This window comes from Yersinia sp. J1 (genome assembly GCF_050586585.1).
In the GTDB taxonomy this organism is placed as follows: domain Bacteria; phylum Pseudomonadota; class Gammaproteobacteria; order Enterobacterales; family Enterobacteriaceae; genus Yersinia; species Yersinia entomophaga.
Window position 1 is genome coordinate 678,746 of record NZ_JBOBDP010000001.1, and the last position, 12,785, is coordinate 691,530.

Sequence of the window (12,785 nt, forward strand, 5' to 3'; positions counted from 1 at the left end):
AGCAAAATAGCACATCACTGTCCTATTAAATGAACAATAAGGTGACTATGCAAGATCTCAACGATCTTTATTACTACGTTCAGGTGGTCGATCACGGTGGTTTTAGCGCAGCCGCGCGAGTGCTGGGTATGCCTAAATCCAAACTCAGCCGCCGTTTGGCGCTGCTTGAGGACAGATTGGGCGTTCGCTTGGTGCAGCGTTCTACCCGACGTTTTGCGGTGACGGAGATCGGCCAAACCTATTATGAGCACTGTAAAGCCATGCTGGTGGAGGCCAAAGCGGCGCAGGAGTCTATTGAGTTAACCCGCGCTGAGCCACGTGGCGTGGTCAGAGTCACCTGTCCGGTGGCGTTGTTGCAGGCGAACGTGAGCCAGATGCTGGCGGATTACATGGCCAGTTGCCCTCATGTGAGCGTGCATTTGGAAGCCACGAATCGCCGGGTTGATCCGGTGGCGGAAGCTATTGATATTGCGATAAGAGTACGGCCTGGACCGATTGAGGACAGCGATTTAGTGATGCGGGTGCTGGCCGATCGTTGCCAGAGTCTGGTTGCCAGCCCGGCGTTGCTGGCGCAGTGCGATGAAATCCGATCACCGGCAGATCTGACCGGCATCCCCAGTTTAGGATTAGGGCAACCGCAGCAGAATTTTGTCTGGAATTTGCAAGGCCCAAATGATGCTCACGCGGCGGTTAATCATCAGCCTCGGTTTATTACTGCCGATATGGTGGCGTTGCGCTGTGCCGCGCTGGCTGGCGTTGGCGTGGTGCAATTGCCGCTGATGATGGTCAGGGAGCAACTAGAGAGTGGGGCGTTGATTCGCCTGCTACCGGATTGGGCACCCAAACCGGAAATTATTCATGCGGTATTTCCGTCTCGTCGCGGGTTGCTGCCTTCGGTTCGTAGCCTATTGGACTTCCTCGCCGAACGTTTTGCGCAAATTCACGAAACATAATCGCCGGATTATCCGCCACGCCGTAGCAAATTCACCATATTCACGACCGCGGTGGAGCGCTCGTGGCGGCGCCAGGCCAGCGTAATCTGGGTTTTTAGCTGGTCATCATCAATTTCATGGTAGGTAACATTGTTTGCATGAATGGTTGTTAGTGAACGCGGCACTACGGTGATACCAAATCCGGCTGAGACCATGCCGATGGCGGAAACCAACTGTGGCGATTGCTGCCCCAGTTCTGGCTCAAATCCGGCGCGATAACAGGCGTTCATAATGGCATCAAACAAGCCGGGGCCAACTTCCCTTGGGAAGGTGATCAGCTTTTCATGCTGTAAATCCCGCAGGCTGATTTTGGCACAATGGTGCAGAGGATGATTGGCGGGCAGCACCAGCACCATATCTTCTTCCACTAGCACCTCACAGGTAAATTCGGTACTGGCGCTACAAGGCTGGCGAATAAAAGCCACGTCAATGCGTTCGCTGTGTAAATCGTTCATCAGCACCGGCATGATTTCTTCGCTAGGCAATAAAATGACCGCGGGAAAGGTTTCTCGATAGCGGTGCAACAAGGATAAAACCGCCGGTTGGAAAGCGGTGGAGCTGGCAAATCCAACCTGTAGTTTTCCCGTTTCCCCTCGGGCGATGCTTTTGGCTCGCTCAACCGCTTCATCCGTCAATTGCAAAATATGAAGGGCGTCGGCATAGAAAGCCTCACCGGCCTCCGTCAGTTCAACTCCCCGGCTTAACCGATGTAACAGCGGCGTACCTATCTCTCGTTCCAGCTTTTGAATTTGCTGACTCAGCGGCGGTTGCGAGATGCCGAGCTTTTCAGCTGCCCGGGTAAAGTGCCGAGTAGAAGCGACGGCAACGAAGTAACGCAGATAACGATGTTCCATATATTTTTGATATCAAAATAGTGAGGTTCCTATATTGGTACTTATGTCGTTCTGGCGTCAACCTTATAACTAAACATAAGTGTAATTTATGTTACAGATAAGAGGGAGAGCGACATGATTAAACAAGACCACCCAGTATGTTCATGTGCAGAGACGATTGCGCAGAGCTTCATTGCCCATCAGAAAGGGCATCCAGAGTGTGTTTTGTACCAAACCTCATTGATGAGTGCGCTAATTAGTGGTGTTTACGAAGGCAATATCACCATGAAGCAGCTGCTTCAGCACGGTGACTTTGGATTAGGAACCTTCAACAATCTCGATGGGGAGTTAGTGGCGTTCAACAGCGAAATTTATCAATTGCGTTCGGACGGTAGCGCCCGTAGCGCCCAGCCTGAGCAGAAAACGCCCTTCGCAGTGATGACCTTCTTCCAGCCGACGGAAAAACGTTGTTTTGAGCATAAAATGAGCCGCCAGCAGATTCACAATGTGATTGATGATGTGACCGAGACCGATAATCTGTTCTGCGCATTGCGTATCGATGGCAAGTTTAGCCACGTTGAAACCCGCACCGTACCGCGTCAGCAGCGCCCTTATAAACCCATGCTCGAAGCCATTGCCGAACAGCCGACGTTTGAATTCGAGCATCGCAGCGGCGTGATTATCGGATTTCGCAGCCCGGCTTATACCCAAGGCATTAATGTCGCGGGTTACCACGAGCATTTTATTACCGATGACCGCAGCGGTGGCGGCCATGTACTTGATTATCAACTGGAAAACGGAGAGCTGACTTTCGGCACGTTGACCAAGCTGGTGATTGATTTACCGCAGGACAATGACTTCCTGAAAGCAGATTTGACGCCGTTGAATCTCGATACAGCGATTCGCGCGGTAGAAAGTTAATTCCCCCTGATGGGTAATGAGAGCGGTAACAAAGGACAACGTCATGAGTCATGAAATTGAAATGCAGGAATGGAAATGCGGTGCCGATCTGGTGGTGAATCATCTGGAGCAACAAGGTGTTAAGCAGGTTTTCGGTATTCCGGGCGCGAAAATTGATCGGGTATTTGATTCACTGGAAGATTCTACGATTGAAACCATAGTGGTACGCCACGAAGCCAACGCCGCTTTTATGGCTGGAGCCATTGGCCGTTTAACCGGTAAGGCCGGCGTGGCATTGGTGACTTCTGGCCCAGGTTGTTCAAATCTGGTGACCGGGCTGGCCACCGCAACGTCGGAGGGGGATCCGGTGGTCGCTATCGGCGGTGCGGTGAAACGGGCGGATAGCCTGAAAATCACTCACCAAAGCATGGATACCGTCAGCATTTTCCGGCCAGTCACCAAATTTAGCGTGGAAGTGACCGCCGCGAGCGCATTGCCGGAAGTTATGGGAAACGCCTTCAGAACCGCAGAGTTTGGTCGACCAGGCGCCGCCTTTGTGAGCCTACCGCAGGATATTATTAATGAGCCGGTAACCAGCCGTATTCTGGCTCATCAGCCTTGCCCGGTTAACGGGAGTGCGCGGACGGAAGATATCGTCGACGTTGCGGCACTGCTCAATAAGGCCAAGAATCCCATATTGTTACTAGGTTTAATGGCGAGCCAACCGGCCAACGCCGAGGCGGTGCGACGCCTGCTGCGCCATAGCCAACTGCCGGTTACCAGCACTTATCAGGCGGCTGGGGTTATCGATCAGGCGCATTTCGATCGTTTTGCGGGTCGGGTTGGGCTGTTTAATAATCAGGCCGGTGATAAGTTACTGCAACAGGCGGATGTGATTCTCACCGTTGGTTATAGCCCGGTGGAGTACGATCCGGCGCTGTGGAACAGCGGCCACGCTACCTTAATCCATCTGGATGTATTACCGGCGGAAATTGACATTGCCTATCAACCGGAAAAAGAGCTGGTGGGGAATATAGCCACCACGCTGGATGAGCTGACCAAACGGCTGAACGGTTCGTTAATCCTGACCTCACAGACCGAGGCTGTGCTGGAAGAACGCGGTCGCCAGCGCCGTGATTTGGCCAACCGAGCCGAACGCATGAACGGTTTTGCTATTCATCCTTTGAGATTAGTTCGTGCGATGCAGGATATTGTTAACAGTGACGTGACGCTGTGCGTGGATATGGGGAGTTTCCATATCTGGATTGCACGTTATTTGTATAGTTTCCGTACGCGGCAGATTTTGATGTCTAACGGCCAGCAAACCATGGGGGTAGCCTTACCCTGGGCGATTGCCGCCGCGTTGGTAAATCCTCATCAAAAAGTGGTGTCGGTTTCTGGGGACGGTGGCTTTATGCAATCCAGCATGGAGCTGGAAACGGCGGTGCGGTTGAAGAGTAATTTGTTGCACATTATTTGGGTGGATAATGGGTATAACATGGTTGAAATCCAAGAGCAGAAAAAATACCACCGTCCTTCCGGCGTCAGTTTCGGCCCGATAGATTTCAAAATGTATGCGGAATCCTTCGGTGCCAAAGGTTTTGCCGTTGAATCTGCTGATGAATTAACCGCCAAACTGCGTCAGGCTATGGACGTTGACGGCCCCGCCGTGATCGCGATTCCGGTGGATTACTCAGATAATTACCGTTTAATGGAAGAGTTAAATATCAGTCAACTGCTGTAGGTGAACGAGGTTAGATCCGCTGATTTTCATAGGAATAAGCAGGGTAGTTACAGCGTTGAAGAGATAAAAAAACCGGCTGATGTTTGGCCGGTTTGTATTTTTCTGATCAATCAACTTTCGGCGGTTTGCCGGTGGAACAGTTCCCGGAACACGGGATAAATGTCTTCCGGTTCGCGAATATGCTGCATAGCGAAATTATCGAATTGTGCTTCCAAAGCCTCGTATTCCCGCCACAGGGTTTGATGTGCGCGGCGGGTGATTTCTATATAGCTGTAATAACGCACCAGAGGGAGCAGCTTTTTCGCCAGAATCTCGCGACATAGCGGCGAATCATCAGCCCAGTTATCGCCGTCCGACGCCTGAGCGGCATAAATATTCCACTGCACCGGGTCATAACGTTCCTGAATAACTTCATCCATTAACTTTAAGGCGCTGGATACAATGGTGCCGCCGGTTTCCTGCGAGTAGAAAAACTCCTGTTCGTCAACTTCCTTAGCCTGCGTATGGTGGCGAATATACACCACATCTACGTTTTTATACGTCCGGCTCAGGAACAGATACAGCAGAATATAGAAACGTTTAGCCATATCCTTGGTCGGTTGATCCATTGAGCCGGAAACGTCCATCAGGCAGAACATCACCGCCTGACTGGAAGGTTCAGGACGACGTTCATAGTTTCTGTAGCGTAAATCGAAGGTATCAATAAAAGGAACCCGTTCGATTTTCTGCCGTAATTCAGCAATTTCTTTTCTCAGACGCTCTTCTTCCAGCAACTGAGCCGGTTCTGAGTTTTCCAGTAAAGCTAATTCTTCTTCCAACTGATGCATCAACCGCCGTTTACTTGCGGTCATCGCGGTACGACGCGCCAGCGAGTTTTGCAGTGAACGCACCACGCTGATATTGGCCGGAACCCCATTTGCCGTGTAACCCGCGCGATGTGTTTTAAATTCAGTCAGCTGTTTATATTGGTTCTTTTTCAAATTGGGCAGGGCGAGATCTTCAAATAGCAGATCCAGATACTCATCTTTGGAGATCTGAAAGACAAAATCATCTTCGCCTTCACCATCCTTACCGGCGTTTCCCTGACCACTGCCCGATCCGCCGCCACCTTGCTGGCGTTCAACCCGATCGTTAGTCACAAAATGGTCGTTACCAGGATGAACCCGGTGACGTGCGCCACCGCGTCCCTGATGAAACATCGGTTCGTTAATGTCGTCGATAGGGATGGAAACCGATTCGCCGCTGTCTACGTCAGTCACAGACCGTTTGTTGATGGCCTCGGTAATCGACTGTTTAATCTGCGCCTTATAACGACGCAAAAAGCGTTGGCGGTTAACCATGCTTTTGTTTTTGCCGTTAAGTCGCCTGTCAATAAAGTAGCCCATAAGTCCCCCGAATCCGATCGACCTGAATCTCACCTTCATCTTTCGAACGGTTGTTGCGTTGGCGGCTTTCCTTCACCCCAGTCACTTAGCGGGCTAAATGACTGGGGGGTGTTCAATTGCCGCCTTGCCGCCGCCCGAAATCTCTTGGGGAGCCCCGTTATTTCTCAAGCTGCCGCTTGAAATCTATTGGGTTTATACCTGTTATGCCGAACTGTATCGGCAAACGGGTTATGAAGATTTTCTTACCCGCAGATACCATTCACACAGCAGGCGAACTTGCTTGCGGGTATAACCTTTCTCCATCATCCGGTCGACAAAGTCATCATGTTTTTTCTGCTCATCCGTTGAGGTTTTCGCATTGAAAGAGATGACTGGCAGTAACTCTTCGGTATTAGAGAACATTTTCTTCTCAATGACCGTGCGTAATTTTTCGTAGCTGGTCCAGTTAGGATTACGGCCATTGTTATTAGCCCGCGCCCTCAGAACAAAATTAACGATCTCGTTACGGAAATCTTTCGGGTTACTGATACCCGCTGGCTTCTCGATTTTCTCCAGTTCGGCGTTCAGTGCCTCGCGATCGAACAGTTGACCGGTATCCGGATCGCGATATTCCTGATCCTGAATCCAGAAATCGGCATAGATAACGTAGCGGTCGAAAATGTTTTGGCCGTATTCAGAGTAGGATTCCAGATAGGCGGTCTGAATTTCTTTACCGATAAATTCGGCGTATTTCGGAATCAGATAACCTTTCAGGTGCTCCAGATACTTCTCAGCCACGTCCTGCTGGAATTGTTCCCTCTCGATTTGCTGTTCCAGAACATAGAACAGGTGCACCGGGTTGGCCGCCACTTCCGCGTGATCGAAGTTAAATACGCGCGACAGAATTTTAAAGGCGAAACGAGTAGATAGGCCGTTCATCCCTTCATCCACGCCGGCATAATCACGATATTCCTGATAAGACTTGGCTTTAGGATCGGTATCTTTCAGACTCTCACCGTCGTACACGCGCATTTTCGAGTAAATACTGGAGTTTTCCGGCTCTTTCAGACGCGATAAGACAGAGAAACGAGCCAGCGTTTCCAACGTTCCTGGCGCGCAAGGCGCGTGGGTTAACTCACTGTGTTCCAACAGTTTGTCGTAAATCTTGATTTCCTCTGAAACCCGCAGGCAGTAAGGAACCTTGACGATGTATACGCGGTCGAGGAAGGCTTCATTGTTTTTGTTGTTTCTGAAAGTGACCCATTCCGATTCGTTGGAGTGAGCCAGGATGATGCCGTTGAATGGCAGGGCAGAGATACCCTCAGTACCGTTATAGTTACCTTCCTGCGTGGCCGTCAGCAGGGGATGCAGGACTTTAATCGGCGCTTTGAACATCTCAACGAATTCCATAATCCCTTGGTTAGCGCGGCATAATGCACCAGAATAACCATAGGCATCGGGGTCGTTTTGCGCGTGATTTTCCAGCTTACGGATATCCACTTTCCCAACCAGAGCGGAGATGTCCTGATTGTTTTCATCTCCCGGCTCGGTTTTGGCAATGGCGATCTGTTGCAAAATCGAAGGCCAAACTTTAATCACTTTAAATTTAGTGATATCGCCACCGAATTCGTGCAAACGTTTGGCGGCCCACGGCGACATGATGGTGCCGAGATAACGGTTAGGAATATTGTACTCTTTCGCCAGAATGGCCGCGTCTTCCTGCGGATTAAACAGGCACAGCGGATGATCGTTAACCGGGCTGCGCTCGCCGTTGGCGCTGAGCACATAGATGGGTACGAGCTGCATCAAGGCTTTTAGTCTTTCGGCCAGAGAGGATTTACCCCCGCCCACCGGACCTAATAAATAGAGGATCTGTTTCTTCTCTTCCAGCCCTTGGGCCGCATGTTTCAGATAGGAAACGATTTGTTCGATGGCTTCTTCCATGCCGTAGAATTCTTCAAACGCAGGGTATCGGGCAATAACCCGGTTGGAGAATAGCCGAGACATGCGTGAATCCAGCGCAGTGTCGACCATCACGGGGCTACCAATAGCCATCAGCAAACGTTCGGCCGCGTTGGCATAAGCACTGCGATCCTGCTGACAGACAGTAAGAAACTCCTGCAGAGTGAACTCTTCGTCTTTGGCCGCTTCATAGCGCTGGCGATAGTGATCAAATATGTTCATAGCATGCCCGTCCTGTTTGAATGGTTGGGAACATAAAAAAGTAGTAGGGCTTTATTGGGTTAAAATTTTGAAACTACTACCTTATTGTTATGGTCGCGTCTGTTCTAAAGGTCAAGTTGGCCATGGCGATAGATTGACCAATTCTGCGGTGAGGGAAGGTACTTAATTAGAGTATTATGCTAATATTACGGGGTTAACTGATTGAATTATGATTCTTGCTGGTTTTTTATTCTGGGAAAGTGCCGGTATACTGGTGTAATCAAAACGACATAAATTTTACTTACTTTCTGTTAACAGCGGTCAAATCTATCGCAACCTATTTATCTTTGTAATCAATCCGCAGCGTCAGACTGCGGCTTTCGGTCTAAGGTTGGAATGAGCGTCGGGATTGATGTCGTAGGTCGATAATCTGAGGACGGGAAAGAAAGGCGCTTAGAGATTGATGCGATAGCATCATTTTTATCCGCAGAAGAGTAACAATAATTTTCACTAGTTACTATAATTGCTTGGCTAATTGCAGCCGTAAACCGCACTGTGATTGAAAATGTTACCGGTTTGGTAATAGGCATTTCCTTTATAAATCACGGAGTTTTTGCCTGAATTTATGTAAAGTTCCAGCAGAAAGCCAACAGTTGCTTTACACTAAGGCAACTAATTATTTGTTTACATATGGAATAGACAATTTGTGAAAACCTTTAAACTAAAAACTTTGGCTGCTGCAGCCATCGCCATTAGCTGTGCCAGTGCTGCACATGCCGGTACCTGGTCTTTAGGGGCTTCCGCCTTAGTTAGCCCGGATCCGTATTTGGGCAAACAGGATCGCGTTTATCCGGTTCCTGTGATCAATTACGAAGGTGATGATTTTTATTTCCGTACTCTGGCTGCCGGTTATTACCTGTGGCGTGATGATAGCAACCGCCTGACTCTGGACGCTTACTTTCTGCCGTTAAACTTCAGACCGAATGATAGCGACGACTGGCGCATGAAGCAGTTAGACAAACGTCGCGGCACGTTAATGGCTGGCGTGTCTTATGCTCATACCGAAGACTGGGGAATTATTCGCACCGCGATTTCGGGGGACATGCTGGATAACAGTAACGGTTTGATCGGGGATGTGGCTTACCTGTATAAATTCCAACTGAACAACTGGTTGTTGACGCCGGGTGTGGGTGTAACCTGGAACAGCAAAAACCAGAACAAATATTACTACGGCGTGAGTGGTAACGAAGCTGCGCGTAGCACTTTGAGCGCTTATGAGCCGAGTGATAGCTGGTCGCCTTATGCTGAGTTGTCTGCACATTATCAAATTAACGCTAGCTGGAATGCATTCTTCCTTGGCCGTTATATTCAACTGTCGAGCGAAGTTAAAGACAGCCCAATGGTTGATAAATCCTATACCGGTATCGTCTGGACCGGTGTGACCTATACTTTTTGATTAATATAATCAGATAGAATGACAGGGGCCAGCAGGCCCCTGATTTTGGTTAATTTAACGCTTAACTGACGCTTCCTCTTATCATTTCCCTAGCGCGAATGGCCTATTCGCAGGCACGCCTTAGATTTTTTGAAGAACAATTCGTTTAATGCTAATAATCGTATTGATATGGATTGAATTTCTATATTGGCGAACCGTTTGAACGAAGAGTTTTCAGGAACCCTATTCTATTTTTTAGACTTAATGGGTTCTCATAGCTATTTCTGCGTTCGATTAAACGGCGAATCTCCTATCCCATATTTTACCAATAATCTGGATGTATCCTGTTGTCTATTTACTCAGACTAAAACGGATAAGTTAATCAGGTAGGTAAATGGTTAAGGTACTGGATACCAAAAGAAAGTTATTATTTTATTTATTTCACCCAGTTGGTTTATGTCATCAGGACGCTTCGTTAATTCATGATGATCATTCTCGGGAGAGTTACGAGTCCCGCTGATTATTATTTTCAGTGATATGCTACACAGGACGCATATTAATTTAAAGGTTTTGGCTTTCATTACATTAACGCATTAGCCGAATGGATGGGGATTATCGAAACCAGTCTAAATACAAATTATAAATTCTAAAGTGTAGATTCAGAGAGTAAAATTGAAGTATTTAATGGAAAGGAAATGATGGAATAAACAGTGATGAATTTATGTTCCCCGAAACCGGCTAAAGAGCGATTTATGAATCGGCTATTCGCATATTAAAACGACAATCTCTACGCTTTTGAAATCAATTTCACCGATGCAATAGCTGCTGAGCGCAAGAAAGTCGCCATATACATACGAATATATGTGGTTATCTGCTACAAGGCATAGACCCATATAAAAATGGAGCACCAGGCTCCATTTTAACGTACTGATATTGCGTGCGGCGGCGTTGTTAGGCGTTTTTGCGGCTGCGAATTGTCATTGCAAGGCGAGCAGGCGCTTCATCGGCCGCGACCATGGGTTGACTGACTCGCGCAGTTTCAACGCAAACCATGGTTTTGTAGCCATCATTTGGCATATCCTGCATGCTGCAAGACAGCTCAGGGCCTGGGTTCCAGGCAACAACGTCGCTTTGGTGATGATGATGAATCTCAATGGTTCGTTTCAGCGCCGGGTCTTTAATCAGGCTGTAAGGTTCCGGTTGGGTATAAACCCGATCTGTCTGGCCGTTAAAGACCAGGTCGCCGCTTTGAGCGGCGTCGTTGATTTTCAATACCTTATCGATGTACTTCTCGCCCAGGCCACTAATTTTAATCTGGCTGATATCCCCGATTTGGAAATAAGTATGCAGGGCGGCGGCAGCCTGATAATCCCCGTGGGATTCCAGCTCCATTTCACATTCAACGCCCAGTTTGAAACGAGCGATTAACGTGAAGGCATGTGGCCAGTATTTACGGGTTTCGTCGCTGTCTTTCAGCGTGAAAGTCAGCATCACGCCGTTATCATTCTCATCGTGCGCGGTCAGTGTCCACGGCAGAATGCGTGCGAAACCGTGGGAAGGCTGCGCCGTTGGACCGAACCAAGGCCAACAGATAGGTACACCGCCGCGAATCGCTACGCCGTCGGTAAATGCGGTATTGTTGCTTAGCCAAATAACCGGTTGTTCACCGCTAGGCTGCCATGCCAGCAGATGCGCACCTTGCAGAGCAACGGCGGCGCGTACTTTAGGGTGAGAAACGACCACAACGGGTAGGTTGTCCAGTTGACGTTGGCTGATATAAGGGGAGATTTGTTCAACAACGGGCAGACTAAAAACTTTCTCGTTCATTAATTTGGCCTTAATTGAAAAGTGGCAGTTATTCGTTGAACCTCAGATTATCGATAGTATCACAAGCTTTTCTGTTTTTACCTACGGCTTATATGTAGCAGATTAATCATTGATATTGCGCAAATTTATCGGCATTGAGGCAGAGAACCGGGGGAGGCTAGGGGCATAAAAAAACCGCCCGAAGGCGGTTTTTACTGATTTCGACATCAATCCATTACTTGGAGATGTGGGAGATCAGGTCCAGAACTTTGTTCGAGTAGCCAGTTTCGTTATCGTACCAAGAAACCAGTTTCACAAAGTTGTCGTTCAGCGCGATACCTGCTTTAGCATCGAATACTGAAGTGAGTTTTTCGCCGTTGAAATCGGTAGATACAACGTCGTCTTCGGTGTAGCCCAGAACGCCTTTCAGCTCGCCTTCTGAAGCTGCTTTGATTGCAGCACAGATTTCTTTGTAAGAAGCGGGTTTTTCCAGACGTGCAGTCAGGTCAACAACAGAAACGTTAGGAGTAGGAACGCGGAACGCCATACCGGTCAGTTTGCCGTTCAGTTCTGGAATCACTTTACCTACAGCTTTAGCTGCGCCGGTAGAGGATGGGATGATGTTCTGGGATGCGCCGCGGCCGCCGCGCCAGTCTTTGTGAGACGGGCCATCAACGGTTTTTTGAGTTGCGGTAGTTGCATGAACAGTGGTCATCAGCGCTTCAACGATACCGAATTTGTCGTTGATAACTTTAGCCAGTGGTGCCAGGCAGTTAGTGGTGCAAGAAGCGTTAGAAACGATTTCTTGGCCAGCATAAGACTTGTGGTTAACGCCCATAACGAACATTGGGGTGTCGTCTTTAGAAGGGCCAGTCAGAACCACTTTTTTCGCGCCAGCAGCGATGTGCTTACGAGCCGTTTCGTCAGTCAGGAACAGACCAGTCGCTTCAGCAACAACGTCAACATTGACTTCGTTCCACTTCAGGTTAGCCGGATCTCTCTCTGCGGTAACACGGATGGTTTTACCGTTAACAACCAGGTGGCCGTCTTTCACTTCTACAGTACCGTCGAAACGACCATGGGTAGAGTCGTACTTCAGCATGTATGCCATGTAATCCGCGTCCAACAAATCGTTGATTGCAACGATTTCAATGTCAGAACGTTCTTGAGCAGCACGGAAAACAATGCGACCGATACGGCCAAAACCGTTGATACCTACTTTGATAGTCATATATTCCACCAGCTATTTGTTAGTGAATAAAAGGTTGGTTGTAAAATTACAAAAACCACACCGAGCGTCAAGCGGAATCGTGTCAATTCTTGCTGCAAATCAAACCAAACGAGCGAGTTTGCACATTAATCACACATTCCTGAAACCATTGGCCACATTTCTATATTGGGGCGAACCCACAAGTTTAAAGGGCGGGGCGGTAAATTTTGCGATTTTTATCACATTAACGCACTTCAAACCGGAATGGGATAGAGTCTAGGCTAAAATCTGCTGCTTTGTTGTTAATTTTTTGTTATTATTACACCTTGTTTTCGTTG

General features: G+C 48.5%; 9 protein-coding genes. 4 read left to right on the plus strand and 5 right to left on the minus strand.

The genetic code is table 11. From position 1 onward, the window contains the following. Nucleotides 1-47 precede the first annotated feature (47 nt). Nucleotides 48-953: a LysR family transcriptional regulator gene (locus ACQ4OC_RS02900; RefSeq protein ID WP_064513547.1), complete on the plus strand. Its 906-nt coding sequence runs from the start codon at nt 48-50 to the stop codon at nt 951-953. An 8-nt stretch (nt 954-961) separates the two neighbouring features. On the opposite strand, the gene ACQ4OC_RS02905 is transcribed toward ACQ4OC_RS02900, so the two are convergent. Further along, nucleotides 962-1,846 (minus strand): LysR family transcriptional regulator, encoded by an 885-nt coding sequence (locus ACQ4OC_RS02905; protein WP_120805435.1) that lies wholly within the window; start codon nt 1,844-1,846, stop codon nt 962-964. Between the two features lie 114 nt (nt 1,847-1,960). Here ACQ4OC_RS02905 and budA point away from each other — a divergent pair, with 114 nt between their 5' ends. Further along, nucleotides 1,961-2,746 (plus strand): acetolactate decarboxylase, encoded by a 786-nt coding sequence (gene budA / locus ACQ4OC_RS02910; RefSeq protein ID WP_064513551.1) that lies wholly within the window; start codon nt 1,961-1,963, stop codon nt 2,744-2,746. Between the two features lie 43 nt (nt 2,747-2,789). Continuing rightward, complete coding sequence (gene alsS, locus ACQ4OC_RS02915) at nt 2,790-4,469, plus strand: acetolactate synthase AlsS (RefSeq protein ID WP_120805437.1); 1,680 nt, start codon at nt 2,790-2,792, stop codon at nt 4,467-4,469. A gap of 110 nt (nt 4,470-4,579) precedes the next feature. Here alsS and ACQ4OC_RS02920 read toward each other — a convergent pair whose 3' ends face one another. Then, nucleotides 4,580-5,854 carry a YeaH/YhbH family protein gene (locus ACQ4OC_RS02920; RefSeq protein WP_064513555.1) on the minus strand — a complete coding sequence of 425 codons (1,275 nt, stop codon included), beginning with the start codon at nt 5,852-5,854 and terminating at the stop codon, nt 4,580-4,582. A gap of 228 nt (nt 5,855-6,082) precedes the next feature. Then, a complete protein-coding gene (gene yeaG, locus ACQ4OC_RS02925) occupies nt 6,083-8,017 on the minus strand; it encodes a protein kinase YeaG (RefSeq protein ID WP_049598161.1) in 1,935 nt (644 codons plus the stop codon). A gap of 685 nt (nt 8,018-8,702) precedes the next feature. Between yeaG and ACQ4OC_RS02930 the strand changes: the two genes are divergently transcribed. Next, complete coding sequence (locus ACQ4OC_RS02930) at nt 8,703-9,452, plus strand: MipA/OmpV family protein (RefSeq protein ID WP_084414286.1); 750 nt, start codon at nt 8,703-8,705, stop codon at nt 9,450-9,452. Nucleotides 9,453-10,382: 930 nt separating this feature from the next. Here the strand turns inward: ACQ4OC_RS02930 and ACQ4OC_RS02935 are convergent. Further along, complete coding sequence (locus ACQ4OC_RS02935) at nt 10,383-11,258, minus strand: D-hexose-6-phosphate mutarotase (protein ID WP_120805439.1); 876 nt, start codon at nt 11,256-11,258, stop codon at nt 10,383-10,385. A 214-nt stretch (nt 11,259-11,472) separates the two neighbouring features. Further along, a complete protein-coding gene (gene gapA, locus ACQ4OC_RS02940; RefSeq protein WP_004875218.1) occupies nt 11,473-12,468 on the minus strand; it encodes a glyceraldehyde-3-phosphate dehydrogenase in 996 nt (331 codons plus the stop codon). Nucleotides 12,469-12,785: the final 317 nt, after the last annotated feature.